The organism is Pseudomonas sp. DD1 (assembly GCF_044510355.1).
GTDB lineage: Bacteria > Pseudomonadota > Gammaproteobacteria > Pseudomonadales > Pseudomonadaceae > Aquipseudomonas > Aquipseudomonas shahriarae.
This window is the reverse complement of record NZ_MSAJ01000002.1, coordinates 88,925-115,531: the sequence shown is the minus strand read 5'-3', so window position 1 is coordinate 115,531 and position 26,607 is coordinate 88,925. Positions and strand designations below refer to the sequence as shown.

Below are 26,607 nucleotides of genomic sequence, written 5' to 3'. Positions count from 1 at the left end.
GTATTCAGACCAGCAACCGTAGCGCTTGCAAAGCGGCAAGGTGGCCCGGATAGAACCAGTATCCCCATTGACGCACCGGCCAGACCTTAAAGGTGAAGGTCTGACGTAGTAGCCAGAGTCCGATCAGCGGCGCCGCGAACGCGGTGCTCAACGCCACCAATGAATAGACTTCCAAGTCCAGCGCCCTAGTTACGATGCTACTTCGCGTATTGCTCATCAGGCATAAAGCCGCTGGCAGCAGCCAAAGAACACCGGGGCCTTTGATTGCTATTAAGACAGCCGCTGGAACAAGTGCACCGTAGAAGCCGTACATCAGTGGATCATCCAGCACATAGGCAATCGCGGCGGCCATCAGCGCCATAGCGCTGCTCGACAGGGTGCGATGTTGCCATCCCCAAGCAATCACCAGTCCCAATGCCAGCGTCACCAACACGTTGAATGATCCCGAGGTGCTGATGTAGCGATAAGGCACTTCTGAAATGGCGGCGAACACCAGCATCAAGGCAAGGTATCGACCATTCGCCGCCGTCAACAACTCGCCCTGTTTGGAGCGCGCCACGTTGGCGGCAATGGCGACACAGAACAACGGAAAGGAAAGTCTCCCCGGAATAAACAGGTTGCTCATCTCCGGCCACACCAACCGCAAGTGATCGATAACCATGGTCAACATCGCCAGCCACTTGATCAGATCCAGGCTACTGCTTCGGCTCTTGAGTGGGGAAAGCGGGACAGTAGGCATCGTCATGCCCACCCCAGTGTGACGGCGGTCAGCACGAGATAACGTACGCCCTTGGCCAGGGTGACAATCAGCAGGAAACTCCAGAGTGGCTCGCGCATGACTCCAGCGACGACTGTCAGCGGGTCGCCAATGATGGGCACCCAGCTCAACAACAGTGACCAGCGCCCGTAGCGCAGATAGGAATGCTGGGCTTTTTCTAACTTGCTCTCGCTCACGGGGAACCAGCGCTTGTGGCGGAATCGCTCAACAGAGCGGCCCAGAAGCCAGTTCAGTGCGGAGCCAAGCACGTTGCCAAAAGTGGCGACTGCCAAGAGCGTAGAAACGACGTACCGGTCGGAGAGCAACATCCCGACCAGCACGGCTTCAGACTGCATCGGCAATAACGTCGCGGCACCGAATGCCGCCACGAACAGACCAATGTAGCTCGTGAGTTCAAACACGAAAGACTTGCCTCAAGCGTTCAGGCCGATCCAGCCATGGAAGCCCACGTACAGACCAACACCAATGATCAGCACGCTGGACAGGTACGGAGCACGACGAGCCACGGTGCCCAGCCAAGGCCAACGGTTGGAGGCCTGCTTAGCACCAATTGCCGCAGCAGCACCTACAGTGACCAAGGTGAGCGCCAATCCGATGCTGAAGCACAGGACAAGCATGCCTCCCAGCGCGACTTCTTTAACCTGAAGACATAGCAACAGAACGGTAATGGCTGCCGGGCAAGGAATCAGACCGCCAGTCAGGCCGAACATAACGATCTGGCCCGTGGTGACCTCGCGATTGGTGAAGCGCTTGCGGATATCGTTGGCATGCGCACGTTCATGCGCATCCTGGTAGCCATCAATCGACAACTCTAAGCCTTCCAATTCGGAATGAGCATGCCCGTGATCGTGTTCCTGATACTGGAGATCGTAATCATGGGAGTGACCTGCATGCCCAAGACTCAAGCGAGCACTGAACTCATGTGGTTCCGGAATATCGATTGTCGATTCCAGGAAGCCTTCGCGCTCAACGAAAGAGAACGATTGGGTGCTACCGTCCGGACGCGTCGTCATCAGGCGAACATCTGAGGCTGCCCAGGCGTGCCCGGTCAGTGTCTTCAGGCGCCAGTGCGGTGGCATGCCTTCCTCGAAGATCGACAGCTCGATGCGGCCATGGCCGGTATCGATTCGATGGGTCTCATCATGATGACCATGGTCGTGCTCGCCGTGGTAGTGATCATCACCTTGCTCGAACTTGAACATCTGCTCGCCGCGCCAAGTACGCCAGAGCATCCATAGCGCAATCACGATAATCAGTGCAGAAGAGGCAAGCTGGAAGTACGGCTCAGTGGTTTGCGCATCCAGGCCTTTGCCCAGGTACATGCCGCCGATGGCGACCAACCACACCACTGCGGTATGCGACAACGTCGCGGCCAAGCCTAACAAAACAGCCTGTTTGACCGAGCCACGGATGGCCACGATGAAGGCCGCCATCATGGTTTTGGAATGTCCCGGCTCCAGGCCATGCAAGGCACCGAGCAGGATCGCGCTCGGGAAATACAGCCAGGCGTGAGCCCCGCCTTGTTGCAGCAGTTCAGCGAAATTGGGCATGTCAGACCTAGAGGTACTTGGTGATTTGCTTGAAAGCTTCTAGTGGTGCGCGCTCGCCATTGCCTAGCGCAGAAACGGTGTCCTCCAAGCAGTGATCAATGTGATCCTGGATGAGCGTACGTTTGGCTTGGCACACTGCTTTTTCAACCGCATGCAGCTGCTGGGCGATGTCCACGCACTCACGACCCTCTTCGATCATGGTGATGATGCCGCGTAAATGCCCATCCGCCCGTTTGAGACGTTTGATGATTGCCTCATGACTTTGGTGGGTGTGGGGATGGCTATGTTCGTGTTCGTGCTCACTCATGACTTGAGCCTCAGGCCTCAATGAATTACGCTAGCATCCTATCCCCCCTAGGGGGATACGGTCAAACGCGTAAAAGCCCTATAAACCGAGTTAAAACCCTAACGCCATGTTCAGCAGAACACTGACAACGACGGTGGTAATCGCGCTTGCTCTCGCCATGTTGGTGGCTTGGGCCGGGCATACCTATACGTTGTCAGTGATGTCGAAACCGCCGGCCTGGGAAATTGCGCAAGACGCCCATCACTCCCACGGCGAAGAGGCTTCATCCAGCTACTCGAGTCTTTCAGATCACTACCATTCGCCATTGACCCCTGATCACCAGCACGAAACACCGCAACTCACAGCGGCGTTGATGCTGGCGACATCCCCAATGCTATCCATCCGGGTCGATGCGCTTCGAGACTCTATTCCCCTGCCGCCGATATTCTTGATCGAGCGTCCACCCCGTCCTTCGTTCGCATCTTGACCTTGGCCGCACTGCGGCCTTCGATCTCTGCAACGTAGGATTGATCTATGCATTCGTACTCGATGAGCGGCATCGGCGCGTTTACTGCGCCTTTGCACCGCCCCGTATTGCTGTTGTTTTTACTTGTCGCTGCACTTTCCCTCGGAATGCCCGAGGCGATGGCTCACGCTGTTGCGGAAGGCGACAAGGGCTTCATTCAGGAAAGCTCCGGCGTCATGTTGCTGCCCTTCATTTACATGGGCGCCAAGCACATGATGACCGGGTACGACCACATGCTGTTTCTGTTCGGGGTGATCTTCTTCCTCTATCGCCTGAAAGACGTGGGGCTGTATGTCACGCTGTTCGCTGTAGGCCATTCGGTCACGCTGCTGCTTGGCGTACTTACAGAGTTCAGCATCAGCTCGTACATCATCGACGCCATCATCGGCTTCTCGGTGGTGTACAAGGCGCTCGACAACCTGGGCGCATTCCAGCGCTGGTTCGGTTTCCAGCCCAACACCAAAGTGGCCACGCTGATCTTCGGCTTGCTCCACGGTTTTGGTCTGGCAACGAAGATCCAAGAGTACGAGATCTCGCCTGATGGCCTGATTCCGAACCTGATCGCCTTCAACGTTGGTGTTGAGATCGGCCAGTTGCTGGCCCTCAGCGCGATTCTTATTTTGATGGGTTATTGGCGGCGCACCGGCAGTTTCTGGCGCCACGCCTATACCGCCAACGTCGCCATGATGAGTGCCGGTTTCCTCCTGATGGGTTACCAGATCACCGGCCTGTTTGTCTCCGTGTAAGGAATTCTGACCATGTTCAATACTCCGCTTCCAACTGTTAATGAATTGCCCAGCACTCGCAAACTGGTGCGCTCCACTGTTATTGCCCTTTTGACTGCGGTCGGCCTGCTGGTGACAGTGGTTATGCCTTCGGAATATGCCGTCGATCCAACGGGTCTGGGCCGAGCACTGGGACTGACCCAAATGGGCGAACTGAAGATCATCCTTGCTCAAGAAGCTCTGGCGGATGCCGCGCCACCTCAACCAGCTACTCCAGCTCCAGCTCCAGCTCCAGCTCCAGCTCCAGCTCCAGCTCCAGCTCCGCAGGTTGCGCAAGTCCAGCCTGTTGCGAAACCTGTTGCTCAGCCGGCGCCCACACCCACATCAGCTTTGAAGACGAATCAAATGAGCGTCACGCTCAAGCCAGGTGAAGGGACGGAAATAAAGCTGGAAGTCTTGAAGGGTAAGTCTGTCAGCTATGAATGGATTGCGGTTGGGGGGCCTGTGAACTTCGATACCCATGGTGAGCCCTACAACGGTGAAAAGGGTTACTTCCATAGCTACAACAAGGGCAAGCAGGTCAAAAATGACAAAGGTGAATTCACCGCCATTTTTGACGGCACCCACGGCTGGTTTTGGCGTAACCGCAGCAATAACGACGTGACCATCGCACTAAAAACGACCGGCGATTACTTGAGCGTCAAACGGTAATCCGAAGCAGCGAGGGCTGTCCTACTGCCAAAAGTTCGGCAAACAGCATGGCCGCAAACAATTAATCTCACCTATTTCTTGAAGAGTCTTCCCATGAAAACCCCAACCACGCTGATTCGCTCGATGCTCCTGATCTGCTTCCTAGGCCTGATGACGGCCTGCGGCGTTGATGAGAAAGACGCAACTTCCGAAAGCGCTGAGCACGGACATTCACACGAGTAACCGCCTAAAAAACGAGGTCGCATTGCGGCCTCGTTTTTTCTGCGTGCCGAAAATACCGGATTCAAACTCCGCGAACAAATGACTGCTTTGGATCGTCTTCTGCCGGTCATTATCAAGAAGTGTGCTGGTCGCATCCGCCACAAAGGACTGGTCAAGTCAAATGCAAACGGGCAGGCAATTCTGCTCAACTACCCAGGCAGAAATTCGATTGCCGCGTGGAGTCCTGACATGTCCCTCCATACCTGATGTTGGGAGCTACATGGATAGTGGATGGAGAGAGGGCATGCAGAGCCCGATTAACGTGGTCGACAACTACCTGAAAACAAAAAATAAAAAAACCACCTAGCCTAACCGACTGTATTATCTATATAAAATCGAATATAACTGTTAGTAACGCCCGGAAGAGTTGCAGTCGATCAGAGCGAAGGTCGGCTCGTGCTTAGGCATGGCTACGCACTGTGCTGGTGATCACGCCCCAGATAGAAAGCTCGTCCCCCTCAAGGATATGTCGCGCCGGGTACTTGGGGTGTTCCGAAATGAGGATCACCTCTTTACCACGCTTGCACAGGCCTTACAGATAGCCCCCCCTTGCAACGCCTCATAAAGTCAGCCCTTCGCTCGTAATTCTCAAAGGGAAAATCTACCCCGTAGCCGGCCGTCTGCCTGTAGGTCGGGTCCATGTAGTGGAAGGTATGGGGCGGTCATAGCGCTCGGCACACTCAAGCCAGCCCAGATTTTCAACATAGGTGCCGGACATACGCTACCACGCTGCTGAAAGGTTCTCCTCTATCCGCAGCAGGTTGATGGCCGGGCCGGTTGTTGACGCATCCTGCCCGGCCGCTCCTTTTACTTCGGCGTAGAAACTTCTTTTGCGTAGGCCTGACAGGCTCGCAGCGCGATCAATCCTTGGTCGCCGGCATCGGTGATTCCGATAATTCGTTGAGCATGCGCTGGGTCAAGTTGGACTCTTGTGGGGCCATGAACCACGCCGGCGGCGCCGGAGGCGGCAGGCATGTTGCAGCCACTGGCTGAATCCGTTGCGTCGAGAAGGACTGACAGCCGCAGATCAGCAGTAGCAAGGCGATCACGCAGGCGGGCCTGAATACGTTGTTCATCTGAAAGCTCTCGAAAATGTTGCTGGTCGGAGGTGGTCAGCCTCTTCTCCAAGGCCTGGCGCGTACTCAACTCGCCGCTCAACTGCTTGGCGGCCGCCGCGCTAACCAACCCAAGGTCTGTTTGAAACTGGGCGCCCTGCTCCGCCAACTGCTTGCCCATGCGCCAGTCCTGCACCTGCCAGGTGCCGGCGGCGCTGATAGCCATAGCCAGCAGAATTGCCGCCAGGATCTGCCCGGGGGTCATGCCAGCACCACCTGCGCCTTCTTCCACAGCTCCAGTCGATCATCTATGCCATTGAGCCCGCCGTTGATTCGGCGAGTAATGGTGAGGAACTGCCCCCGTTCGGCCAAATCATTCAGTCCCTTCATTTTCCAGAACCAAGCCGCCGACATCGAGGCGTGCTGCGGCTGCTCTAGCAACTCCGGGTGATTGACCAGATCAAGGGCCAGCGCTTCGCCGCACGCAGCGTAATTGGCCCGGCCGGTAATCTGGATTAGGCCCCGGCCACGGAACTTGGAGCCGTCCCCCTTCATGGTGTTACCCAGGTCAGCACGGCCTTCATAGCCAGCCTGCTGCGCGGTTGGCCCCCAGATCTCGCGCACATGACGTAACTGGCCGGACTCATGCCCGACCTGGGCGATGAACGCCGCAATGCGTGCAATGGTGACAATTCCGTGTTTGCTCATGGCCGTGTTCAGCACTGGAACGAAAACGCCGGCTTGACGGCCGGCGTTAGGGAGAATGCGCAGCAGCTGCTGCTCGGTGATCGGCATAGTTTTCTCCAGGCAAAAATAAACCCGCTCGGTGGCGGGTGTGATGCGGCGGCGGTACAGTGCTAGGGCGTGACAGGCCAATCGATTTTCTGAGGATAGCCTTCCTGCTCATGCACACGGCTCAACGCCACGCGGTACTTCTTCCAGGCTTTGAGTGTTAGCAGTTCCGCTTCAGTCCCCTCACCGATATCCACCGCGTCCTGCAACGGCGCGATGGCAAAATCAGCAACGGCCCGCAAACGGTTGTACTCCTGGTTGGCCGCTTCCTGTGGGTCAGGAACCTCCGGTACTGGCTCAATAAACTCAGTAACAGGCTCCCCCTGCTCGACCAACAGCAGCACCTTTTCATAAATCTCGGGCGTTTGCTGTTGTGTGGCGTGGTACGGGTAGCCGTTACACTGGACCAGGTAGCTGCCATCAGCCTTGCGTTGAATTTGCTCAATCACATCAGGATCGACCGGGGTGATGGGAAGGTCTATTACGATCTCTTCGTCATTTGTGATCATTACTGAATTCTCCAGGCAAAGCCCACCGAATAAGAACTTGTAGAGAGAGTGGTACCACCTGCCGCTACCCCCGCGTTACCACCGTAAGGGGTACCGTTCTGGTTAAAGTCAGTTTTGAAATATGCCCACGTCCCGCCCGGAGGAAGCACCGGCGGCGAACCATTGAGCAGCACCCACTGACCCGACACCGGCTTCATAAAGGAATCCATCGTGTGCGTATCGGCTGACGCTGCAAGCCTCACGATGTCGCCACTTGCGGTCGCACGAAAGTAAGGGGCCCGCTGATTGCCGTTGATAAAGCCGGCCCCCGTGATTGAGTCTGCGCCCACCCGCTGTGCCAGCAGCCCGTCCATGTAGGTAGCCGTATAAACATCCTGAATGCCATACCCACCCAGCGTTGTCGGCTTGTTTTTGAGGTCTGCGAAAGAGTGCGAGTGGTCAGCTAGCGCCAAAAGAACCAACCCAGGTGCAGCCGTAGATAAAAAGTAAGGTCTCTGCTTATCGCCATCAACGAGACCTGCTCGGGTAATGGTATTTGAGCCAACCTTTTCGTTCAGCAGCCCATCCATGTAAGTAGCCGTGTAGACATCCTGGATGCCATATCCACCCAACGTTGTGGGTTTGTTTTTGATGTCTGCGAAAGAATGCGAGTGATCCGTACGAGCCAAGGGCACTATCGCTCCCCCAGCAAGTGACCTGAAATATGGTTGCTGGAGACTCCCATTAATAAGACCCGCCGCCAAAATCCCATCAGAAGCGACCCGTTGCCCCAAAAGCTCGTTGGTTTCATCTTTGCTGTAGGCGTTACCCGCAACGATGCGAGAGATCGCTTCTGAGAGTTGGTTGTGCTTCAACTCAACAGGAACAACCTGAGCCGCCGACAGTACGTTCAAAATTTCATTCGTTACCGCGTTTCCCCAGACCGCAGGGATGAGCGAGCCGGGCTGCCCTGTTCCTGTGTTTTCATCGACAAACTGGCCATTGACCAGCCCCACGTTGGGCACGCTTTTAGGAAAGTCCACTATTCGATATCCCCGTAATTGATAAATTCCAGTGTGTGTGCAGGAGCGCTCCGGCGGATGACGCACTCAAGCGCACCGCTCGGGTTGGTACCGAAACGCTCGCCCCAGAAGCTGGCACCGAAACGACGACCGAGCCGCCGGCGAGGCCCAGAGTTGAGCGTCCACATGAATTGCGCGGCCCAGGTTCCAAAATGCGCCGATCCGAACCGCGAACGCCCAAAACGTGGCGCCCGGCGCTCGGTAATACCGGCCGAGGGATAGCCCTGTTGAATGGCGATTTCGATGAAGTAGGCGCGACTCTGGCCACCCACCGCCACCAGCCGTTGGCGTACTGCCAACCGGCGGTCCTCAAACGCCGGGCTTTCACCCAGGCATGGATCAGGCAAGTTCATTACCTGCTCCCAATCTGGTACCAACTCGCTAACGCTCGCCGGGTCCATCTCGTTGATCAGGTCGAAAGCACGGGCATCGATGCGGGCCAGTTCGAGGGATACTCCCGACAGGATGGTTTCCAGCTCAGGTACCAACGAGGGATCCCACGCGGGACCGGCGGGTAGCAACGCATGCAATTGCGCACGGTATTGCGCAGCGTCTCTCAGTCCAGCCATACGCAGCCTCCGAAAATCAGTAGCTGGTTGGTGGCCGCCGGAACATCAGCGGCCGGCGCGATCAGCTTGTGATCCCTCTCGCCGGTTGAGCCGCTGATGGCCTCGGCAATATGAGTCAACAACAGACCATCGCCCAGGCCAGCCTCCCGCCTGTGCAAGTCAATTAGCTGGGCTTCGACGGCTGCGCGTGCCGCCGCAGTATCCGGCAACAAGCGAATGCGGTACGTCACAGGCACTGGAATGGGAGCGAGCACGTACAGTTCCGCCGTCACCGGCCGTACCTGCTCGATGTAGTCCAGCACGTCAGCCAGTTGAGCTGCATCAGGGATCGGGTTGATGTCGCCGTCACGCATGAAAAACACGGCGACCGTTCCTGGGCCCATGTACTTGCGACGACACCAGGCCCGTGTGACCCCTGGACATTCCAGCGCCCAGGTTTCGTAGTCATCATTGTTGCCGCCGTGGGGAATAACGCGGTAGGAGCGCGAAACCCGCTCCCGTAAAAGCTCAATGCCTTCCTGAGCAATGCCGCCAACCAGGCCCGGCGCCAAGACCGTGAAGGTCTCGGCAACACCCTCTACGGGCTGGACCAGGGTCAGGACCAACCCCGGATCAGCATTACCCATCACACCGGCATCAACTGCCTCGACAGGGATCGTGTTGATACCCGCCACGGTGTTCTTGCCAGCGGTCACCTTGTAGCTGCGCCCGTCTCTGGACTGCAACACGGTGCCAACATCCATCACAGCGTTAGCGGCTGCGGTGAAGCTGACGTAGCCTTCGGCAGGTTGTGCTGCTTTGCGTGGCTGTTTCAGGCGTAGATCCGCCATCCGCTCCAGGGTTACTTCGTCAGCGGTATCGGGCAGGATCTGGTCGGCAATCCAGGCCAGGTACCCATACAGCCCATAGGCGGTACCGCTCACCGCACGGGCCAGCACCTGGGCATCAGATCGCCGTAAAGCGTCCCCGGCCAAGTCACTCTGGGTACGGTTGACCAGCACCGGGAGTGAAGGAGTATCAAACGGCATAGATCACCTGCCACAGTTGGCTTGAGTTGATTTGCAGACGGGCGCCGCTGGGTACGGTAAGGGTCACCCGAAGATTGAGCCGGTGACTGTCAGCCCGCTCACTGAGCACGTCGACCTCCAGCACCTGCTGATCATCGAGCAGCCATTGCAGCGCTTCCCGTGCGTAGAATTCGGCATCACGTTGAGTGTCCGTCGTGAGCTTGACTCGCCGCAGTAGCCAGAGCCGCGAGCCGATACGGTCATCGGCGATGGTGGGATAGCTGTCGCCCCACCAGCCGAAGCGCTCATCGTCGTCTACCGGGTCATCGGTCGCGGCGCGGCGCCAGGTGAACAGGCTGATGACCACGGCGCGAATCAGTGAAGCCTCCAGACTGGGTTCGACGATCATCCGCCACCCCCTATCGGAGACCCTGACTGATCACCGCCACGAAGCACACCGCCATGCGGGTGATTAATCTGGCTTACACCACCGGCCACCTGATCGCCATCTGAGGTGATCGTGCCGGTCTGGGTGATGGCCGGCGTGTCAAAGTTCACCGCAGTACCGGCCTTGAAGTTGATGACGTCCGCCTCGATGTCGATGATGCGCCCGCGCTTCAGATGCACCTTGGCGCCTTCGTCGGTGTAGATGGCCACCTCCCCCGGCTTCATTCCCTGTATCCGGTACCGGCGATCCGCCACCACCAGCAGCACGCCGTGGGAGCGGTCACCGCCGATGAACGCGGCGATCCCCTCGGCACCCGCTAGCGGGTTGCTGGTGAAGCCATAAGGCTCAAAATGTTCCAGGCCGTCCTTGACCTCACCAGCAGTGAGGCGCATCTGCAGGGCTTGCAGCTTTCTGGCTGAGTCCACCAGCACCACGGTGCCGCGCACCAGCATTCGGTTGAGTAGGCTCATTCGGTGGGTTTCCAATCAGCAGGCAGCAGGTATTCGAAGTTGTCGGCCTTGCCGCCCTTCTTGAGTTTTCTGCCTTTGTGCGGGTCATGAGGTTCGGGCTCAAACCCATCCGGCGGGCCCACCAGCATGGTGGTGATCGTGCCTTCGGGGCCCAGGGAGTAAGTCACCTCGGCGATCAGCATGTCGCGGTCGAAGCCGATCACCGGATCGACGACACGCACCAGCATGTTGTGACGCCACAATGCACCGTTCGATTGCCGCCAACCCTGCACCGTGTATGTGGTGCCCAGCGCCTTGCCCATCCGCTGGCCACGCTCCCAGTTGGCCCGGCTCTGGGCCAGGGCCGAGGTCATTTGCCCACTTTCATGGATGACCAGCACGCGCTTGCGTGTGGTGCGATCATCTGTGACCGTTGCCGTCACCTCGGCGGCCTGTTCACCGAATTCGTCGTCGGTACCGCTGCGCTGACCCAGCACCCGGTATTCGGAAAACACCGTGGAGAAGTCCAATTCTGCATTGGCCTTCAGTACGTTTTTGCCCATCTCCAGGGCGTCCACTGCCCTGCCCTCACTTCCAGGCTTGGCCAACACCACCATGCCCTTGGCATCATCGGTGGAGAACACCCGAAACAGAGTCAACAGCCGGTCGATGGATTCAAACGCGGTCTCACCCGGCTCGATGGTGTGATCCGAGAGCTTGCCGGTTTCGGCTATCTCGCTGCGCACGGCCAGCCCGTAGGGCGCCGCCAGGGCCTTGACGATGGTGAGGACGCCTTGATTCTTCCACTGCCCAGGCTTGTTCACGGCCGCGCAGTCAACCAGGTCAGCGGTCAAGGACCGGCCGGAGATCGACAGAGTAATTTGTTTGTCGTCGTAGCTGATCGGCGTGGCGAACACCCAGCCGGTCAGAATCAAATCCCCACCAATACGCACCATGCATTTGGCGCCCTGACGGATGGGGACCGAAACCGCCTGCCCTGGCCAACGCCAGGTGATCGACAGATTGAAGTCACGGGCCTGACGTTCCAGGCCCGCCGATATCGATACCGATTTCCAGCCGCCATAATCCAGGCCGTCAACGGTCAGGCTGACGGCATTCACGGTATCAAGCATGGGTTACTCCTGAGCGATTTTCAGCGGTACCGCCGGCACAAAGCCTGGGTGTTGAATGCGATTGCGCTGGACCACCTCACCGGCGCGCGTGGCGTCACCGAAGCGCCGGTAGGCCAGCACCAGGGCCGGCAAGGTTTCAGCCGGCGTGATATCCACCAGCCGTACGCCCGAGGCCGCTACGGCGGTCAGGTGCTTGACCAGAGCCTGGCGCAGCGTGTTGAGCGCCTGGTAGTGCTCCGGATCTGCCTTGAGGGAGGCTTCCCAGATGGCCTCACTCAGGGCGTCACGCAGCTCGATCACGTCATCAGCCACCGGCACTTCGGGCCGCTCGACCGGCTGCACCGCCTGATGGTCAATCGACGGCGTGGACTCCACCGTCACCGGCTGGGTGGCCACTGGCATTTCGCTGATGATCAAGGCCACCTGCACCAGCAGCGCGTCCTGTACCAGATCGGCCACCGCCTGGGCTGCGGCGGTGGTGTCAGCACCGCCGGCCGGTGGGACTGTATTGATACTGGTCACTGCCTCAGCGTGCTGAGAAGCCACCGCAACCGAGCTGCGGTAACTTGGTGCCGACACCGTGCCGGTAACACTCGTGCCCTGCCCGCTGGAGCTGCTGGAGCGACTGACACCAGTGCGGAACAGCCCCGACGTGGAGAAGTCGCTGAAGTAGCTGGAAAACAACGCACTCAACGCCGATGGAGAGTTCACCAGCGACTGGATGAACCCGCTGAGGTTGGTGAAAAGCCCCAGGAACGGCGTGAATTGCCGCTGGATGATCGCGTAGACATTCGACAATCCATTGCGCAGGCCGATCATGTTGATCCGCGCCTTGTCCACCAGCGCCATCGCCGCCTTGTAACGGCGTAGCGCCGATTGCAGCAGCGTCTCCGACGACTTGACCACCTGCTGCTGGGTGTTCGCGGTGCCCGTGGGAAACTTGCGCGGCTTGCTGGGGTAGAACGTTAGCTCCAACCGCGCCATGCCGCCTTCGGGCCGGCTATGGGAAAGGTCACACTCGCCCACATCGACCTGCATCCGGCCCAGCCAGGGGTGGACCAACTCGCCGGGGCCTTCCTTCTCCAGCGCTTCCAGCAGCTTGTCACGGCGCTCAAAACAGTCGTCGCCGATGACGAACGCGCTGACCTTGTGCACCTGGGATTGCTTACCCAGCGATTCGAAAAACGGCTCATCGCGCTGGGGGTATTCGTGTAACTGGCCTTTGCGGCCAACCGGGACCGTTGCCTGCTCGATCAGGAATTTGATTCCCCTGAAAGATGCAGGCAACAAGTCATCGCGCCAGGTCTTTGTCACTGCGTTCCTCCAGAGCCCAGTGTGCGATAGCCCACGCTGGGCTTGACGCTCAGTCCGGGCTGATTGGTTTTCGGTGGATCCACCCGTAACCCGGGCGGCGCGTCGGTGAAGCGGATGTTCATCTCACCACTGAGTTGAGCGCGATTGTTTTGGGCTGCTTGCTGCGGGACGCTGCCGGGCGCAGCCAGTGTTCCAGGTCGAGTCAGCAAAGAGCCGGAGTTGCTGGCCGCCAACAGGTTGACCGACGGCGACTGGTCGGGCCGACGGAGCAACTGCGACACATCAGCACCGCCCTGCGTGACGTTGCGAAACGCCTGTTGATTCCGGACGACCTGCGCGGCATTGGCCTTGAGAAACTCTCCAGTACCACCGCCCTCACCTGCGTTGCGGATCCGCTGCGCTTCGGCGAAGTCATTCGCCTTTGCCGTGGCGGTTTTGATCAGGCCATCACCGCCCTCGCCACCACCGAAGAACTTCATCATCGGCTCGATGATGGGCCGAAGCTCATCCCAGAGGCTCTTGAACCAAGCGCTGATAGGCTCCCAGTTCTTGACGATGAGCCCCAGCGGCGACCAATCAAACATCACTTTTAGGAAGTCCATCACCGGCGTCGAGAGCGCCACAACAACACCCCACAGCGCTTTGAAGAACTCCGTGAGGGGCCCCCAGTTGGCGATGATCAAGCCTATGGGCGTGTACGCGGCAAAGGCCTTGACCAGCTCCCAGACCGCCAGGGTGGGGCCACGGATCTTGGCCCACATGGCAGTAAAGTATGGGGCAAGGGTTGACCAGTTCGTAACGATCAACCCTGCAGCAAAAGCGATCGCCGTAGCGGCAATGCCAATTGGATTGGCCTTCATCGCAAACGACAAGAGCTTGGTGGCGACGATGGTCGTAACGATGCCAAGGCGCAGCGCCGTAAACGCAATACCCGCTGCCGCCACACCACGGACCACATCCGGATTGGCTTCGATCAGCTTGCCAAACTGCACCACCATAGGCCGCACCACATCCACCACCGCGTTGACCGCAGGCAACAGAGCATTACCAATGGCCTTGGACACGTTGCTGGTTGCATTGCGCAACAGCCCCAGGTTGTTTTCGGTGGTAGCTGCACGGGCCGCATACTCTTTCTCCATTGAGCCCGCATACAGGGATGCATCACCTACCTTGTTCAAGTTGCCCTTGAGCAAGTCGAGGTTGGTGAGCAGCGAGGCAATCGAGGTCACCGACTCCGACCCGAACAGTTGCGTTAACAACCCCACCCGCGATGCTGCGTCAACCTTGCCGATCCGCTCAAGGATGTTCAGGATCGTGCCTTGCGCATCTGTCTGCATCGACTTGGCGACTTCTTTGGAGTCCAGGCGGATCGCCTTGAACGCCTGCGACTGAGCCTTGGTGGCCGAAGAGCCTTTGGTCATCGCCAACATAAAGTTCTTGATGCCGGTGGCCGCCACTTCCTGTTCCACACCCACACCAGCCATCGTCGCGCCCAACGCCGCGATCTGCCCCGAAGCGAGGCCGGCGACCTCACCCAGCGGGCCGATCCGGGTGACAATGTCGGAGATTTTCTTGGTGTTCGCCGGGCCAGTGTTGCCCAAATAGTTGATGCGATCGGCAAGGCCGATCACATCGCCCTGAGTCATTTTGAAAGACGTGCGCCAGGTGGCCATCATGTCGCCGCTTTGATCGGCGGTCTGGTCAAAGGCAACGCCCATTTTGACCGCTGCTTCAGCGAAACCCAGCAGCTCATTTTGCGCGAAACCCGCCTGGCCACCAGCGGCGACAATCTTGGCGATATCACCCGCCGCCATGGGCAGCACTTCGGACATGCGGGTGATGTCCTCCCCCATCTGTTTGAATTGCTCTGGGGTGTTGAAGTCGACGACCTTGTTGACGTTGGCCATCTCGGACTCAAAGGCAACCGCCGATTTGATACCGACCGCGAATGGGGCAGCCATAGCTCCGCCGGTCACCAGATCCTTGATACCGATTTTCCCAAGACCCGTCTTTTCGAGATTTTTCCTGAACGAACCAACATTCTTCTGGATGCCGGCTAATTTTGGCGACAACTTGTCGACGCCGGTAATTAACGCCTTGAGCTGAAATTTGTCCGCCATTATGGTTCCTGCCGGTGTGCATTGATTCGCAGCGCCTGATCCTGCGACTCGATGATGAGGTCCAACGATCTGGACATCATCACTTCAGGGTCGACCCTCCAGTACCAGGCTAGGTCGTAACTGACGGCAATCAGATCTTCGGCTGAGGTGACGCCGACGTCATGAAAAAACCGGCCACTTCCCAACACAGGGTATTGAAGTCAGCGAGGTCCAGCTGGTTGACTGAGGAAGGTGGAATGCCCGCGCAAACGGCGATGTACTTGGCTGCAACATCCGTGTCTAGCGTCACCTCTTCATCCTTCCCGACTTTGTACGGCATGGCCTTGATCGCCCGTACCTCCTGCACCGTCGGCCGCCGCAGGGTCAATTCGCTCAATTGCTCACCATGGGCATCAATCGGCCCACTCAGCTTGATCGCTTCACTCATTGCCATGTCCCCTTGATCCCATCGAATTGCAGCTCAATGCTGCCGTCGTCGCCCTTGGAGCTGGGCTCGTCCACCAGGTAGGCACCGGCCAGCACGTAGACCTTGCCGTTCTTGAACTCAACGGTCACCGTCATATCCGTGCCATTGACCAGTTTCTTGATGTCCAGGTCCGACGTGTGCACCGCCGTGAACTTGACCCAAGGCGCCACGTCTTCTTCCTTGAAGAACCCTGGCACCACCGTCTCACGCTTGACCTCCATCAGCGGCGCCTCGGCGCCGCCGTTGATAGTCAACTGGGAGCCGTCTACTTTGACGTAGGCGGTACCCGCTACTTTTTGTCCCATGGTTTATCTCCGCGCATAAAAATGCCCGCGCTCGGCGGGCCTGGTGTTCAGGGGCAGCGTTACGCCGCAGCGTCGTACTGCAGGCGGAACTGGTTGAGCAGCGCGAAGACACGCAAGCCGTTGATATAGTCCGGCGGAAACAGCACGTTGACCCGGCTAGGGTCATTGCCATCACGCTCGACAATCAGGTGCTGGGCGAACAACTCGGAATTCTCCACATGCCCTTCCAGCTCCAACTTGGCGTACTGGGCAATCAGTTCGCCGCGGATAGTGCTCGGCGTCACGATCGGAGCCCCTGCACCGAAGCGGGTGCCATCGTTCGCCAGCTTGTGGCGGCCGTACTTGCTGGTGATCACACCTTGGAGCCGGCGAATGATGAACGCCGACTGATGCATCGTCTCGCTGTCCAGATAGGAGTTGTCCGGCTGCCCATAGGCGTTCTTCTGGTAGGTGGTGATCGACCGCTGGATGCGAACGTAACCGCCCTCAAAGTACGCTGTTGCCATGCCGTAACTGAGCAACGATTGCCGCTCGGTCAGGGTGAAACGCTCACTGGCAGGCGCCGGATCCAGGCCGGGCATACTGCCGCTCTGGGTCGGGCGACTGGGGTCTGCTGAGATAAACACCGCCGTGCGGGCCGCCAACGAGGCGGCCTGTACCCAGAACGGTTGCGGCACACCCGCTTCCATGGCCTGGATGGTCATGTGCTGGTCATTGCGCACCTGGCCCGCCGCCACCAGCGTACCGAGGGTGCCACGCTTGGCATTGTAGACGTGGCCGAACAACTGCTTGGCCCAGCTCCAGCGGCCCACGCTGTCGTCCATCGCTGCCCTCCAGGCGTTGAGGCTGGTGGTGTCGGACCAGGGCATGCAGATGAATTCGAAAGGCTCGTCGCCCAGAGCAGCAAGCGCTGCCATCTGATCGGGAGAACCTGCACCAGCGCTCATGGGGGCAACCACAGCAGTGAGACCGGCTGGCACTACTTCACCATTGGTTTTGCCCAAGCGATTGAGCTGCAAGCTGATGTCGTTGCCGCTCTCGCCCTTCCATTTGCAGGTAAGGGTGACAACCGCCTCGGCCGCTGCGGCAGTCACCGGTAGGTCTGGGGTCGCGTTGATCCGTACAGCCAGCGCAGCGGCCGCCAGCGCGGCGGTCGCGGCACTGGTAATAGTTGTCTGGACCCGAACGCCAGCGACATACAGGGTGAGCAAACCGGCCTCTGTGGCAGCGCCGCTCAATGTCACGGTGGCCTTGGCTGCTGCGCCTTCGGCACTCTGCAACGGCAAGCACCAGACCTCACCCACAGGATCGACCTTGCGCCAGGCCTCATACATTGAGGCCAGCATCGAGCCCTGACCGCCGATGGTCTTGGCCAAGGCCACGCTGGATACCAGCACCAGGGAGCCAATATCGGTACTGTCAGCTGCGTCATTGACCTGGCCAACAATCAGTCGACGCATGGTCGACGACGCACTGTTGGCCGCCGAGTTGTCCATCTCCGCATAGAACAGCGGCACGCGTAGATCGGCCGGGATATTGCTGAATCCGATGGACATTATTTTGCCCCCTCTTGTTTCGCCACTTTCGCGGCCTTGGTTGTCACGTCGCCATCCGCCAGACGGCGGCGCCACCAGGCGTTGTCTGGAACTTCCCGCCCCGCAGCCGGCAACAGGTCGCCCGCCTCAGGATCAGGTACGGCCCGGCCAGCAGCCGGCACCACGGTGATGCGTTTGGTCATGGTGTTACATCTCCTGAGAACTTCACTTCGATACGCCCATCGGGGCCGGGGGATTGCAAGTTGGGGTCTGCCGGGTCGATGCAATCCATGTTGATGGTCATGCCGGTGAACGGCGGTAAGCCGTCAAGCTCGTACTCGTGCCAGGTCTCGGCGGGCTGATCGGAGTTGTTACGCCCCAACTGGAAGTCCGAGGCGAAGGTGAAGCGGTAGATGGTGCGATTGCGGTTGATTGAGATCAGTTCGCCACCTTCGTACTCGATCAGGTCGTATTCAGGCCCGGGTTTCCAGCCGATCAGCGCCCGCCACAGTTCCGCGCGAAACACATGCACCAGGTCCGCAGCTTCCTGGCCGCGCTCATCCTGAGTGTCGAGGACCAGCACCACATCGAACTTGTCGCTGATATCCTGCCGCACACCAGTTTGGATATCGTTGGTCCCGGCCTTGTCTCCGATTGGAATCACATAAGCTGAAGGCCGACTCAGTTTTGCACTCGCAGCAACGGCCTCAAAATCAATCCCGCCCGCCACGCGCTGGGCGAAGCTGGGGCAGTACTCGCGCAAGTGCGCAACTATCGGGGTGACCTTCATCGGCAAAATCCAAGAATAAAAAAACTCGCCAAGGCGAGTTTTTGAGTGGGTAAGAACCTTCTATCCAAGCGCATCAGCAAATGCCCTGGACAGAATCGCCCGCACATCCGAGCCAGCGTCCTGCAGCGCATCGCTCATGTAATTCGCCCGAGGTTCAATCCGCCATCCATTGGCCTTGCGAACCGCCACATGCTTGGCCCGCTCCCCGCGCGCGCGGCGATTGCTCTTGCCTCGCCCCGCGCCCGCAGCTAATGGTTTCAGGGCATTGCCATGCCTGACCCCGTAATGCAGATAGGCGGGGTAAAACTCCTTACCCATGGCGGAGGTCAAGTACGGCGCGACCTTCACCAGAAAGCCAGAACGGGAAAGCTTGAAGTTGATGGAGTCCTGTAGAGCTCCACTTCGATTGACCGGGTAACTGTCTTGTCCACGAGCCAGACCGACGTTCATCTGGGCTTTCTGCCGTACCAGCTTGCCGACCTTGCGCATCGCGGCGCGGATCTTCTTCTTGTCGAAGGCTTCGCGTTCGAACTTCTCGAAGCCCTCGATGTGAATGTATCCGTCCACTCCCACTGAGTTAGCCATAGATGCTGTCTCCCGCCAGGGATTCACCCTGTTCCTCAACTTCCAGCATGGTGAAACGGTGGGTACCGTTCATGTCAGCACTGCGCTTGACCCGGTAGATGGTGCCTCCATGCACCACTTCATGGGCATCGGTGACGCCCTTCAGGAACCGCAAGGTGATGCGGTGCGTGAGCTTGTTGTCGGTCTGGACGCCCTCGGCATAAACCGCTGTGCCGACCGGCTCGATCCTGGCCCAGCGTACCTTGCGTTCGGAGAACACAGAGTCGAGCCCCATATCAGCGGCCGGCAGATCCGCGCGGCGCCGCACCCTCACCCGCCGGTTCAACTCACCGGCACCCGGTTCACGAATCGCCATGTCAGATCCTCGGCGGAACGGTGATGCCATCCACCAGTGTCAGCAGATAACGTTCCGGCAATTCGTGGAGCGTCTGCCCAATGGACAGCAGCTCACGGTGCCGATAAGCCCAAGCAGCGGCCAGCAACAGGTAATGACGTACCGAGGGGTGCTGGTCGATATCGATGCCAGCAAGATAGGTGACCATCATCCCTTGGGGGCTACTACCCGCCACATCGCGCCACGGTTGACCTTGCTGGGTGTAGAGCAGCGATTCCTTGCCGATGTTGACCAGGTAGCAGAGCGCACCATCCAGCGCCGGCGCCCCCGGCGTAACGCCCAAGACGACGCTTTCCAGCTCATAAGCCTGGCCCGTCGTGATTGCAAACACGTTGCTGGCAGGAATCACCGGCAAGTGATCGCGGTACCGCCCCTTGCGGATCGCCGCACCCGTGGTCCGCTCGACCAGCCCGCGTGCCGCCGGGATGATTATTCGCTCGATCAGATCGCGCTCGGCCGTGTCCTCATCATCAGGGTCGAGGTGGCACTGGATCACAACGTCCTCGTAAGTCAGGGGCTCGGGGCCCGTATGGGCGAGCAGCACGGACATGGTTAGGGTTTCTCTTCTTCAGGCTCATCCTGCTGCGCGTCATCCGCAGGCGGCTGATTATCTTCATCTTCGGGCAGATCAGTATCGTCTGCGGGAGGGGTTTCGGGATCCACCACTGAAGACTTGGCCACCTCGGGGGCCTTGGTCTGTTTCTTTGTTTTTGCAGCCGGTGGCTTCGATGCAGGAGCGACGGGCCTGGTCTTTTTCGCATTGACCTGCGCATCGGCGTCGTACTCGACCGCGTATCCGCCCTCAATCAACGATTCGGCTGTTGCCTGGTCAAAACCAGCGGTTTCGCCAGCGGCGTAAGCCCGCCAGTTTTTCGTGAACAGGACAATTATCAGAGCAACGATTGCTTTGGTCATGGGGAGTAAACCTCTAAACAACAATGAAGGATTGGCCCGGCTCCCCGGGCCAAGGTGTGTTAGAGCGTGGCGCCCCACTTAACGCCGGTCATCACCGCCACCGACTCGACGTGGCGCGGCCCGAAGTCATGCTTGGCGATAACACGCACCAGCGTTTGGTCGCGCTGGAACGCGCTGACCATGTTGCCGCTGGAGTCCTTGTAGGTAGCTTCCTTGCTGAAGTCGATGACCATGGCGTCGTCTTCACCGATGAAGCAATCGCCGAAGTCCGCAAAGTGGATCTCCGACTCATCACCATCAGTACCCAGGTTGATAGGCACCTGAGTGGTGGTGCCGACCGGAAAGCTCTTGAGCATGTTCAGGTCCAGTTCGGGATACGCCTTGGCGCCGTTACCGTCGCGCAGTGCAGCCAACCAGCGCTTGGTGCGTGGGGCCATGATGAAACCCGGGGCGATCATGTTGGAGTTGGCATTCTCCAAACGCAGGATCAGCGCGGACAATGCGAACTCAACCGCCGCCAAGGTCATCTCGGCCGGCGCCGCAAACACGTTGAACGCCGGGGCCCAGAAACGCAGGCCCTTCGGCAGGTTGCCGGTGCCCGCCCCACGGATGAACGACAAGTCCTCGGCAGTGGCAACAGAGCTGGTCAGGTCGTTGACCACCATGCGGTCTACGTTCGGGTTGACCCCGGAGTAACTGAGCAGGTCATTGCTGATCGGCACCAGGGCAGCGAGTTTTTTCGACGACAGTTTCAAATCGTCGAACTGCATACCGGTAGTCAGCATGTCATCTTCGCCGCCAATGTAGCCCACCACCGCCCCGCCCTTGATACGGGGAATGGTCAGGTTGCCGTTGTGCAGCGGCAGCGACACAGCGCCGAGGTTGCGCACCACCGATTTGGGTCGCAACAGCTCGATGACCTCCGAGGAGAAGCCCTGGGGCACCAACACCCCACCAGCCCCTGGAGTGACGGTGCTGAGGGCCATGGCAATTTCCGGGTTCATCCCTGCGTCGTGGGCCATCTTGGCTGCCGCATGTTGGTCGCCACGGGTGGCTGCCAGTACGCGAACCATCTGCGCCATGTTAGCGCCGAGCACCGGCTTGGCGGCATGTGGGCCGCTGATATGGGTTTTGGGTGGGCCGGTAATACCCTGGGCACTGACATCAACCTCTACTGCCGCACTGGCCGCCGCACGCTCGGCGGATTCGGCCCGGGCGATCTTGTCACCGAGGCTGTTGAAGTCAGCACTGAGCTGAGTGAATTGGCCGAGCTGCTCGGCGGTGAGAGAGCCTCCACCGGCCTCGATCTGGGCCAGGGCCTGGATCTGTCCATTGAGCTGGGCGCGTTCGCTACGCAGTTGGGTTACTAAGGACATGCTGCCTCCTGGGCATTAAAAAACCGCCACTAGGGCGGTCGGTATCACTGCCGCGAACGCGGTCAGAGTGTGTCGGTGTTAGAGCTGCGCCTGGATGTTCATGGCGGCGGCCTGGACGCTGATGCGTTGGCGGGCCTGCACGCTGCTCTGGCGTTGGCTGCGGCTGGCCGCGACGGCGCGGGACAGGTTGTCAACGGTGAGCTGCGGTGTTTGCAAGCGATCCGCAAGACCAGCAGCGAGTGCCGCCGGGCCTCGGTAGCAGGCCGCTTCGGTGGCGATGATGTCGGCCACATCACGGTTGCGATACTCGGCAACATGGCTGGTAAAGAGCTGATAGCTCTCCTGCACCAACGTGTTGAGTACCTGCAGCGACTGGTCGGTGAGCGGCTCATCGGGGCTCATGTCATTCTTATGAGCCCCTGCATACACAGTGGTCACTTTCACACCCGCCCCTTCCAACATGCGGGAACGGTCCATGTGACTGGCGATCACGCCAATGGAACCGACACCCGATGTCAGGCTAACCACCACTTCCGTACAGGCCGCCGCCAACAGATAGCCGCCGGAGTAAGCCATGAAGTTGACCAGGCCGGTGATGGGCTTGATCTGAGTGGCCGCACGGATATCGGCGGCCAACTCAAAGGCTCCGACCGCGCTGCCGCCCGGGCTGTCGATATCGAGCACGATATGCTCGACCATCGGATCGGCCACCGCTGTGTTGATCATTCGCCGCAAATCTTCGTAGCTGGTCATGGTTTCACAAGCAGCCAGGTGGCTGCCGCGACTGACCAGTACGCCAGAGACGGGAATCACTTCGACACCGGTTTGCCCAATGGCCGCCCGGCGTTGCTCTTCCCGCTCAATCACTCGGCGTTCGTAGTCATCATCGTCATAGAACAGCTTGGGTTCGGCAGACATGCCCGACAGTGCGCCCATATCCAGATTGACGATGTTCAGGCTCATGGTGTTGTTGGCCCAGCGCATGCCCAAGTCGAGCATGTCCGGGGTGACTAGCAGCGGCTGATTGAACAGCAGGCTGGCAGCCCTGAGGTGTCGTTTCATGCGGCAAGCATCCTCACGATGTCGTCGCGCTGCTGCTCCAGCTGGGCGCGGACGTTGGGGTTGTGCATATTGGGCAGCTCATTGGCGACGTCGGTCATGTTCAGCGGCTGCAGGTAAATATCGCCATTGGCCACAGGCGGCATGTTCTCCAGCCGGCGGATGTCGTTGATTGACAGCCAGCCCCACTGACGGCCAACGGCGTAGGAGTCGTAGCGACTCTTCTGGTCGCCGCGCAGCAACCCGGAAAGGTTGAACTCGATGAAGTATTGGCGGCGCTCCCCTGGCAGCAGGAAGTCCCGCATCATTGCTTCTTCGTGGCGCTTGACCCAGGGCATCAGGGCGAAGATCACGTATTGGATCAGCAGCTGTTCCAGGCTGTTGTAGCTGGCCTTTTCCAGGTCGTTAATCATGTGCGGCGGGATCTTGTAGATCCTGGCCAGGTCGGTGCCGGTAATCTTGAGAATGCCCAGTAGCTCGGCATCGACGTTGCTCATCGACAGCGGCTTAAAGGTCATACCCTCTTGGAGCATCGCGACCTTTTTAGCGTTGTCGACGCCGGAGAACTTCTCGCCCCACTGGTCAACGATGCGTTGGATGCTGCTTTCGTCCTTGATCGCCACCGACTCTTTCGGTCGTTCGATCACGCCGCTGACCGCCGTGCCGTTGGCAAATGACTTGCTCGCGTAATGCCGGACGGCCTGTGCCAGACCCACCGCATCGGCGTGTAACTCAATGGGCGACATGCCGGTGTAATGGTTTTTCGTGTGCCAGCGCACGTGATGCACCAGGCGCATGGGCAACGGGTCATGACCACCCACGCGGTAATACGGCAGCAGATCCGGGCCTTTGAGCACCGTCACCTTGTCGTTGTGCATCGGATACAGCGCCTTAACCGATCCATCGTCGTGACGCTCGATGAAGCTGTAGGCGTTCCCACGCAGGGCGCATGCGAGCTGACTGCACTCGCGATACTCATATGGCGTCTGCCAGGGGTTCGGCTGGTACCGCAACACGTCATACAGCGGGTGATCTGACGCTGACTCGCGCTTGCCATCGCCCAGGCGGCGGTACATCTCAAGAGGCAGTTGGGCCACGCTCTCCGCCAGCAGCGTGACGCAGTTTTGCAAGACCGTGATTGCCAAGGCGCTGTCCGGCGTGACCTTGACCCCGGCGGCCGACCTGCTCCGACCGATCATGCTGCTCCACAGGCCGGTACCGTCATTGGTAACCAGACCTTGGTCAGCGCCACGCAGGTTGCTGAAGAACATGATCAGCCACCTCCTGGCGAGGGTTTACGGCTCATGGAGGCGGCTGCTCTATCAGCGATGTACGCCCAGCCCAACAAGCCAATGCCTGCAACGATGAACGCGGCAGGAACATGGATCAGCGCGATGCCGGCGATCAATAGGCCAAAGCCCAGTAAGCCGGCGAGCCAAGAGGCCCAGGTGATAAGTTTCAAATGCCAACCCCTTGGTCGTAGATGGATTTGCCGCTGTCGCTGGCCGACACCGAGTTGCTGATGCCCACCGACATGACGGCGCCGACGATGCCGTCGATTCGGCCAATGGCTTTGGCCTTGTCGACCTTGCGGTTGTTGGCCGGGTCAGCGGTGACCACGGCGTTACCGGCGCACCAGGTCATCACCGGGTTACCATCGTGACGTAGGGTCTCGACCGTGCTTTCAGCGATGATCTCCGCATCCTCAACATCAGGATCGATGGTGGTGGCTTTCGTCTGGGCCAGGCCCAGCAGACGTCGCTCGAACTCATCCACGGCCGGGCCCATGTCCTTGTATCCCTGACCGAAGGGCGCCATTTCCGGCAACGCGATGTCGTGTTCATCCATCAGCTGTTTCAAGTCCTCGATGCGCCAGCGGTCATAAGCGATCTTGCGCACACCGAAGTACTCGCAGATGGTTACCAGGCGGCGTAGCACAAACAGCTTGCTGATGGCCCGACCGGGTGTGGTTTCCAGATCCCGCGACTTGATCCAGGCCTTGTACGGCACCTTGTCGCGCTTCTCACGCTCATCCAACTCAAAGTCCGGGATCCAGAAATACGGCAACAATCGCCAGTGCGGATCCTCATACGTCGGGTAGAACAGGATGACGAACGCAGTCAGGTCCGTGGTGCTGGCCAGGTCGAGGCCGGCAACGCAAGTGCGGTTGCGCAGCATGGACATCGGCACCCGCTCCTGGGCCTGACTCCAGACATCCCACGAGATCCAAGCCGTGGTGGCCTGGGTCCATTCGCAGAAGTTGAGCCGCCGGACCACCGCCTCTTTCGATGGCATTCCACGGGCTTCAGCGACCTGCTCGCGCAAGTACTTGCGACCGGGAATGCCATCGGCCTGCCCTTCCAGCTTGAAATCCAGGCTCGGGTTGACCTTGGCCCAGCAGTCTTCGCTCAGGAACGGGTCATCACCTTTGTCCAGGCTGCAGATGAAGGCGAAGAAGCTGTCGTTTTCTTCTTTGCCGGCGCAGATCCGCGAGCCCAGCTCATGGTGCTCCCAGCAAACGCTGTTCTTGTCCGAGCCGCTGTTGGTGATCATCACAATCAGCGCTTGCTTCCGGTGCTTGGTACCGGCGCGCATCATGTTCACGACAGTGGCGGTTTTGTGTTCGTGGATCTCATCGAGCAGCGCCATGTGCGGACGCGGTCCGGACTGGCCGTCGTCGGCGCTGATCGGTTTGAAGAACGACCGGGTGTTCGGGTAGTACAGGTTCCACACCTTGTCGCCGGTACCAGACTGGTGCAGGCGTGAGCCAAGGTGTTTGGACAGATCGACCATGGCCACTGCATCGCGGAACAGGACCATGGCCTGATCCTTTTTCGTGGCGGCGGCGTAAACCTCGGCGCGAGCTTCGCCGTCCGCGACTAGGCCGTACAGGCCGATGCCAGCCGCCAAGGGTGATTTGCCGCTGCCCTTCCCCGTTTCAATGTACGCAATACGGAACCGGCGAAAGCCGTCTTCGGTTTTCCAACCGAACAGGCTGCCCACAACGAAGGCTTGCCACGGCGCGAGGATGAAATTCAGCCCCTCATAATCGCCGCCGTTGAGGAACAGCACGTCTTCAAAAAAGCCGATGGCGCGGTTGGCCGCCTCCAGATCCCAATACAGGCCACGCTTGGTGCCGGTGCGCAGGTCACGCAGGTGTCGCCGGGCGGCGTTGCGTACATCCGGCCCCGCGACAATCTGCTTGGCCTTGACCGCACGGGCGAACGCGGTAACGCGGTCATCCTCAGGAGAAGTACTTGTTGGCGGCGTCTCGTTGTTCATTAGGGAAGAGGTCACCTTGTGGAGGCGCCACCTTCAGGTTGCGTCTCGCCATAGGCGAGAACCCGAACATTGCACCCGCAGCGTTTGCACGTTTCTCGGCATCATTCGCCAACTGGCGCCAGACGGAGATTTGCGTGGCGCCGGTTTTGAATACCTGGATGTCACCTTTGTCGGCGGCACCCTCCTGGCTTGCGTTGGCATCAGCGATGCGGCGGCGGAATCGCTTCCAGTCGGCGACCGCTTCGCAGTAGGTGGCCAGCGCCATCATGTCCAGCTTGGAAATCAGCCCCAGCAGGATCAGGTCAGAAACCAGGCGTTCCCATTCCGCAACGGCGTCGTCGGTCAAACAGTCAGGCATCGGCGGGGCCTGAACAGGAACAGACGGAGAGGTAAGATCATCCATCAACGCGCCGAAAGCCTTTTTGCCTTTGTTACCGTCCAGCAAATGCAAAACAGCCGGCTTTGCTGGCCTTCCAGAGTTTCCATTTCCAGCCATACAAACCTCCTGTTAATCCGTTATTTACCCCCGCCTATTGATACCCCCCCTTCCCATTTTTCGCGGCTTTGCACAGAGAGAGGGGCGATCGGTCTAGAGTGTTTTTGCAA

Annotated in this window: 33 protein-coding genes and 2 pseudogenes; 3 read left to right on the top strand and 32 right to left on the bottom strand. The window is 59.2% G+C overall.

The features are described from left to right. Positions 1-4 precede the first annotated feature (4 nt). The 4 genes from PSFL_RS01675 to PSFL_RS01660 are packed head-to-tail and all read right to left on the bottom strand — an operon-like array spanning position 5 to position 2,635. Positions 5-745, bottom strand: a complete 741-nt coding sequence (locus tag PSFL_RS01675) for a TraX family protein (RefSeq protein WP_397469618.1) — start codon at positions 743-745, stop codon at positions 5-7. Beyond that, positions 742-1,179, bottom strand: a complete 438-nt coding sequence (locus PSFL_RS01670) for a YqaA family protein (protein ID WP_103451567.1) — start codon at positions 1,177-1,179, stop codon at positions 742-744. Before PSFL_RS01670 ends, PSFL_RS01675 begins: the two co-directional genes overlap by 4 nt. 12 nt (positions 1,180-1,191) lie before the next feature. Beyond that, complete coding sequence (locus tag PSFL_RS01665; protein ID WP_397469617.1) at positions 1,192-2,328, bottom strand: nickel/cobalt efflux protein RcnA; 1,137 nt, start codon at positions 2,326-2,328, stop codon at positions 1,192-1,194. Positions 2,329-2,335: 7 nt separating this feature from the next. Then, positions 2,336-2,635 (bottom strand): metal-sensing transcriptional repressor, encoded by a 300-nt coding sequence (locus PSFL_RS01660; RefSeq protein WP_032894820.1) that lies wholly within the window; start codon positions 2,633-2,635, stop codon positions 2,336-2,338. Between the two features lie 513 nt (positions 2,636-3,148). Between PSFL_RS01660 and PSFL_RS01655 the strand changes: the two genes are divergently transcribed. From PSFL_RS01655 to PSFL_RS01645, 3 genes are all read left to right on the top strand, one after another. Continuing rightward, on the top strand, positions 3,149-3,886 hold the full coding sequence (locus tag PSFL_RS01655; RefSeq protein ID WP_397469616.1) for a HupE/UreJ family protein: 738 nt from the start codon (positions 3,149-3,151) through the stop codon (positions 3,884-3,886). Between the two features lie 12 nt (positions 3,887-3,898). After that, entirely contained in the window at positions 3,899-4,576 is a 678-nt protein-coding gene (locus PSFL_RS01650) for a transmembrane anchor protein (RefSeq protein ID WP_397469615.1), read from the top strand. A 93-nt stretch (positions 4,577-4,669) separates the two neighbouring features. Continuing rightward, positions 4,670-4,798 carry a hypothetical protein gene (locus tag PSFL_RS01645; RefSeq protein WP_397469614.1) on the top strand — a complete coding sequence of 43 codons (129 nt, stop codon included), beginning with the start codon at positions 4,670-4,672 and terminating at the stop codon, positions 4,796-4,798. Positions 4,799-5,237: 439 nt separating this feature from the next. Here PSFL_RS01645 and PSFL_RS01640 read toward each other — a convergent pair. The 28 genes and pseudogenes from PSFL_RS01640 to PSFL_RS01505 all read right to left on the bottom strand — a co-directional run. Then, positions 5,238-5,366 (bottom strand): annotated as a pseudogene (locus PSFL_RS01640) (peptidase S24); the annotation flags it as partial. A 4-nt stretch (positions 5,367-5,370) separates the two neighbouring features. Further along, a pseudogene (locus tag PSFL_RS01635) lies at positions 5,371-5,702 on the bottom strand (DNA adenine methylase); the annotation flags it as partial. Continuing rightward, the gene (locus tag PSFL_RS01630) at positions 5,645-6,157 is read right to left on the bottom strand and encodes a lysis protein (protein WP_397469613.1); all 513 of its coding nucleotides are present in this window, start codon (positions 6,155-6,157) and stop codon (positions 5,645-5,647) included. The pseudogene PSFL_RS01635 and the gene PSFL_RS01630, both read right to left, overlap by 58 nt. Beyond that, the gene (locus tag PSFL_RS01625) at positions 6,154-6,687 is read right to left on the bottom strand and encodes a glycoside hydrolase family 19 protein (RefSeq protein ID WP_397469612.1); all 534 of its coding nucleotides are present in this window, start codon (positions 6,685-6,687) and stop codon (positions 6,154-6,156) included. The genes PSFL_RS01630 and PSFL_RS01625 overlap by 4 nt, the downstream gene beginning before the upstream one ends. A gap of 62 nt (positions 6,688-6,749) precedes the next feature. After that, positions 6,750-7,193 carry a tail fiber assembly protein gene (locus PSFL_RS01620; protein WP_397469611.1) on the bottom strand — a complete coding sequence of 148 codons (444 nt, stop codon included), beginning with the start codon at positions 7,191-7,193 and terminating at the stop codon, positions 6,750-6,752. After that, positions 7,193-8,215 (bottom strand): hypothetical protein, encoded by a 1,023-nt coding sequence (locus PSFL_RS01615; RefSeq protein ID WP_397469610.1) that lies wholly within the window; start codon positions 8,213-8,215, stop codon positions 7,193-7,195. The genes PSFL_RS01620 and PSFL_RS01615 overlap by 1 nt, the downstream gene beginning before the upstream one ends. After that, the gene (locus PSFL_RS01610) at positions 8,215-8,823 is read right to left on the bottom strand and encodes a YmfQ family protein (RefSeq protein ID WP_397469609.1); all 609 of its coding nucleotides are present in this window, start codon (positions 8,821-8,823) and stop codon (positions 8,215-8,217) included. The genes PSFL_RS01615 and PSFL_RS01610 overlap by 1 nt, the downstream gene beginning before the upstream one ends. Then, the gene (locus PSFL_RS01605) at positions 8,811-9,851 is read right to left on the bottom strand and encodes a baseplate J/gp47 family protein (RefSeq protein ID WP_397469608.1); all 1,041 of its coding nucleotides are present in this window, start codon (positions 9,849-9,851) and stop codon (positions 8,811-8,813) included. The genes PSFL_RS01610 and PSFL_RS01605 overlap by 13 nt, the downstream gene beginning before the upstream one ends. Continuing rightward, positions 9,841-10,239, bottom strand: coding sequence for a phage GP46 family protein (locus PSFL_RS01600; protein WP_397469607.1), 399 nt, complete (start codon positions 10,237-10,239; stop codon positions 9,841-9,843). The genes PSFL_RS01605 and PSFL_RS01600 overlap by 11 nt, the downstream gene beginning before the upstream one ends. Then, positions 10,236-10,748, bottom strand: a complete 513-nt coding sequence (locus PSFL_RS01595) for a phage baseplate assembly protein V (protein ID WP_397469606.1) — start codon at positions 10,746-10,748, stop codon at positions 10,236-10,238. Before PSFL_RS01595 ends, PSFL_RS01600 begins: the two co-directional genes overlap by 4 nt. Then, positions 10,745-11,860, bottom strand: a complete 1,116-nt coding sequence (locus PSFL_RS01590) for a phage baseplate assembly protein (RefSeq protein WP_397469605.1) — start codon at positions 11,858-11,860, stop codon at positions 10,745-10,747. Before PSFL_RS01590 ends, PSFL_RS01595 begins: the two co-directional genes overlap by 4 nt. Before the next feature lie 3 nt (positions 11,861-11,863). Continuing rightward, positions 11,864-13,174 (bottom strand): DNA circularization protein, encoded by a 1,311-nt coding sequence (locus PSFL_RS01585; protein WP_397469604.1) that lies wholly within the window; start codon positions 13,172-13,174, stop codon positions 11,864-11,866. Continuing rightward, the gene (locus tag PSFL_RS01580) at positions 13,171-15,294 is read right to left on the bottom strand and encodes a phage tail tape measure protein (protein WP_397469603.1); all 2,124 of its coding nucleotides are present in this window, start codon (positions 15,292-15,294) and stop codon (positions 13,171-13,173) included. The genes PSFL_RS01585 and PSFL_RS01580 overlap by 4 nt, the downstream gene beginning before the upstream one ends. Positions 15,295-15,424: 130 nt before the next feature. Next, positions 15,425-15,721 carry a phage tail assembly protein gene (locus tag PSFL_RS01575; RefSeq protein ID WP_397469602.1) on the bottom strand — a complete coding sequence of 99 codons (297 nt, stop codon included), beginning with the start codon at positions 15,719-15,721 and terminating at the stop codon, positions 15,425-15,427. Then, entirely contained in the window at positions 15,718-16,065 is a 348-nt protein-coding gene (locus PSFL_RS01570) for a phage tail tube protein (protein WP_169990321.1), read from the bottom strand. The genes PSFL_RS01575 and PSFL_RS01570 overlap by 4 nt, the downstream gene beginning before the upstream one ends. Positions 16,066-16,124: 59 nt before the next feature. Continuing rightward, on the bottom strand, positions 16,125-17,621 hold the full coding sequence (locus tag PSFL_RS01565; protein WP_397469601.1) for a phage tail sheath subtilisin-like domain-containing protein: 1,497 nt from the start codon (positions 17,619-17,621) through the stop codon (positions 16,125-16,127). Next, positions 17,621-17,803 carry a DUF2635 domain-containing protein gene (locus PSFL_RS01560; RefSeq protein ID WP_397469600.1) on the bottom strand — a complete coding sequence of 61 codons (183 nt, stop codon included), beginning with the start codon at positions 17,801-17,803 and terminating at the stop codon, positions 17,621-17,623. Before PSFL_RS01560 ends, PSFL_RS01565 begins: the two co-directional genes overlap by 1 nt. Next, positions 17,800-18,390 (bottom strand): hypothetical protein, encoded by a 591-nt coding sequence (locus PSFL_RS01555; RefSeq protein WP_397469599.1) that lies wholly within the window; start codon positions 18,388-18,390, stop codon positions 17,800-17,802. The genes PSFL_RS01560 and PSFL_RS01555 overlap by 4 nt, the downstream gene beginning before the upstream one ends. Before the next feature lie 60 nt (positions 18,391-18,450). Next, positions 18,451-18,975, bottom strand: a complete 525-nt coding sequence (locus PSFL_RS01550) for a hypothetical protein (RefSeq protein ID WP_397469598.1) — start codon at positions 18,973-18,975, stop codon at positions 18,451-18,453. Beyond that, positions 18,968-19,330: a phage head closure protein gene (locus tag PSFL_RS01545; protein ID WP_397469597.1), complete on the bottom strand. Its 363-nt coding sequence runs from the start codon at positions 19,328-19,330 to the stop codon at positions 18,968-18,970. Before PSFL_RS01545 ends, PSFL_RS01550 begins: the two co-directional genes overlap by 8 nt. Before the next feature lies 1 nt (position 19,331). Then, a complete protein-coding gene (locus PSFL_RS01540; RefSeq protein WP_397469596.1) occupies positions 19,332-19,919 on the bottom strand; it encodes a hypothetical protein in 588 nt (195 codons plus the stop codon). Positions 19,920-19,921: 2 nt separating this feature from the next. Next, the gene (locus PSFL_RS01535; protein WP_397469595.1) at positions 19,922-20,284 is read right to left on the bottom strand and encodes a hypothetical protein; all 363 of its coding nucleotides are present in this window, start codon (positions 20,282-20,284) and stop codon (positions 19,922-19,924) included. A gap of 59 nt (positions 20,285-20,343) precedes the next feature. Beyond that, entirely contained in the window at positions 20,344-21,660 is a 1,317-nt protein-coding gene (locus PSFL_RS01530) for a phage major capsid protein (protein ID WP_169889938.1), read from the bottom strand. Positions 21,661-21,738: 78 nt separating this feature from the next. Further along, a complete protein-coding gene (locus PSFL_RS01525) occupies positions 21,739-22,722 on the bottom strand; it encodes a S49 family peptidase (RefSeq protein WP_169990313.1) in 984 nt (327 codons plus the stop codon). After that, on the bottom strand, positions 22,719-23,990 hold the full coding sequence (locus tag PSFL_RS01520; RefSeq protein WP_216091464.1) for a phage portal protein: 1,272 nt from the start codon (positions 23,988-23,990) through the stop codon (positions 22,719-22,721). Before PSFL_RS01520 ends, PSFL_RS01525 begins: the two co-directional genes overlap by 4 nt. Positions 23,991-23,992: 2 nt before the next feature. Beyond that, positions 23,993-24,181: a hypothetical protein gene (locus PSFL_RS01515; RefSeq protein ID WP_216091465.1), complete on the bottom strand. Its 189-nt coding sequence runs from the start codon at positions 24,179-24,181 to the stop codon at positions 23,993-23,995. Continuing rightward, complete coding sequence (locus PSFL_RS01510; protein ID WP_397469594.1) at positions 24,178-26,001, bottom strand: terminase large subunit; 1,824 nt, start codon at positions 25,999-26,001, stop codon at positions 24,178-24,180. Before PSFL_RS01510 ends, PSFL_RS01515 begins: the two co-directional genes overlap by 4 nt. After that, positions 25,964-26,497, bottom strand: coding sequence for a P27 family phage terminase small subunit (locus PSFL_RS01505; protein WP_397469593.1), 534 nt, complete (start codon positions 26,495-26,497; stop codon positions 25,964-25,966). Before PSFL_RS01505 ends, PSFL_RS01510 begins: the two co-directional genes overlap by 38 nt. Positions 26,498-26,607 lie beyond the last annotated feature (110 nt).

Coding starts and splice junctions, on each gene's coding strand:
- PSFL_RS01675 (WP_397469618.1), bottom strand. CDS start 745: ATGACGATGCCTACTGTCCCGCTTTCCCCACTCAAGAGCCGAAGCAGT.
- PSFL_RS01665 (WP_397469617.1), bottom strand. CDS start 2,328: ATGCCCAATTTCGCTGAACTGCTGCAACAAGGCGGGGCTCACGCCTGG.
- PSFL_RS01660 (WP_032894820.1), bottom strand. CDS start 2,635: ATGAGTGAGCACGAACACGAACATAGCCATCCCCACACCCACCAAAGT.
- PSFL_RS01655 (WP_397469616.1), top strand. CDS start 3,149: ATGCATTCGTACTCGATGAGCGGCATCGGCGCGTTTACTGCGCCTTTG.
- PSFL_RS01650 (WP_397469615.1), top strand. CDS start 3,899: ATGTTCAATACTCCGCTTCCAACTGTTAATGAATTGCCCAGCACTCGC.
- PSFL_RS01645 (WP_397469614.1), top strand. CDS start 4,670: ATGAAAACCCCAACCACGCTGATTCGCTCGATGCTCCTGATCTGCTTC.
- PSFL_RS01630 (WP_397469613.1), bottom strand. CDS start 6,157: ATGACCCCCGGGCAGATCCTGGCGGCAATTCTGCTGGCTATGGCTATC.
- PSFL_RS01625 (WP_397469612.1), bottom strand. CDS start 6,687: ATGCCGATCACCGAGCAGCAGCTGCTGCGCATTCTCCCTAACGCCGGC.
- PSFL_RS01620 (WP_397469611.1), bottom strand. CDS start 7,193: ATGATCACAAATGACGAAGAGATCGTAATAGACCTTCCCATCACCCCG.
- PSFL_RS01610 (WP_397469609.1), bottom strand. CDS start 8,823: ATGGCTGGACTGAGAGACGCTGCGCAATACCGTGCGCAATTGCATGCG.
- PSFL_RS01605 (WP_397469608.1), bottom strand. CDS start 9,851: ATGCCGTTTGATACTCCTTCACTCCCGGTGCTGGTCAACCGTACCCAG.
- PSFL_RS01600 (WP_397469607.1), bottom strand. CDS start 10,239: ATGATCGTCGAACCCAGTCTGGAGGCTTCACTGATTCGCGCCGTGGTC.
- PSFL_RS01595 (WP_397469606.1), bottom strand. CDS start 10,748: ATGAGCCTACTCAACCGAATGCTGGTGCGCGGCACCGTGGTGCTGGTG.
- PSFL_RS01590 (WP_397469605.1), bottom strand. CDS start 11,860: ATGCTTGATACCGTGAATGCCGTCAGCCTGACCGTTGACGGCCTGGAT.
- PSFL_RS01580 (WP_397469603.1), bottom strand. CDS start 15,294: ATGGCGGACAAATTTCAGCTCAAGGCGTTAATTACCGGCGTCGACAAG.
- PSFL_RS01575 (WP_397469602.1), bottom strand. CDS start 15,721: ATGAGTGAAGCGATCAAGCTGAGTGGGCCGATTGATGCCCATGGTGAG.
- PSFL_RS01570 (WP_169990321.1), bottom strand. CDS start 16,065: ATGGGACAAAAAGTAGCGGGTACCGCCTACGTCAAAGTAGACGGCTCC.
- PSFL_RS01565 (WP_397469601.1), bottom strand. CDS start 17,621: ATGTCCATCGGATTCAGCAATATCCCGGCCGATCTACGCGTGCCGCTG.
- PSFL_RS01560 (WP_397469600.1), bottom strand. CDS start 17,803: ATGACCAAACGCATCACCGTGGTGCCGGCTGCTGGCCGGGCCGTACCT.
- PSFL_RS01555 (WP_397469599.1), bottom strand. CDS start 18,390: ATGAAGGTCACCCCGATAGTTGCGCACTTGCGCGAGTACTGCCCCAGC.
- PSFL_RS01550 (WP_397469598.1), bottom strand. CDS start 18,975: ATGGCTAACTCAGTGGGAGTGGACGGATACATTCACATCGAGGGCTTC.
- PSFL_RS01545 (WP_397469597.1), bottom strand. CDS start 19,330: ATGGCGATTCGTGAACCGGGTGCCGGTGAGTTGAACCGGCGGGTGAGG.
- PSFL_RS01540 (WP_397469596.1), bottom strand. CDS start 19,919: ATGTCCGTGCTGCTCGCCCATACGGGCCCCGAGCCCCTGACTTACGAG.
- PSFL_RS01535 (WP_397469595.1), bottom strand. CDS start 20,284: ATGACCAAAGCAATCGTTGCTCTGATAATTGTCCTGTTCACGAAAAAC.
- PSFL_RS01530 (WP_169889938.1), bottom strand. CDS start 21,660: ATGTCCTTAGTAACCCAACTGCGTAGCGAACGCGCCCAGCTCAATGGA.
- PSFL_RS01525 (WP_169990313.1), bottom strand. CDS start 22,722: ATGAAACGACACCTCAGGGCTGCCAGCCTGCTGTTCAATCAGCCGCTG.
- PSFL_RS01520 (WP_216091464.1), bottom strand. CDS start 23,990: ATGTTCTTCAGCAACCTGCGTGGCGCTGACCAAGGTCTGGTTACCAAT.
- PSFL_RS01510 (WP_397469594.1), bottom strand. CDS start 26,001: ATGAACAACGAGACGCCGCCAACAAGTACTTCTCCTGAGGATGACCGC.
- PSFL_RS01505 (WP_397469593.1), bottom strand. CDS start 26,497: ATGGCTGGAAATGGAAACTCTGGAAGGCCAGCAAAGCCGGCTGTTTTG.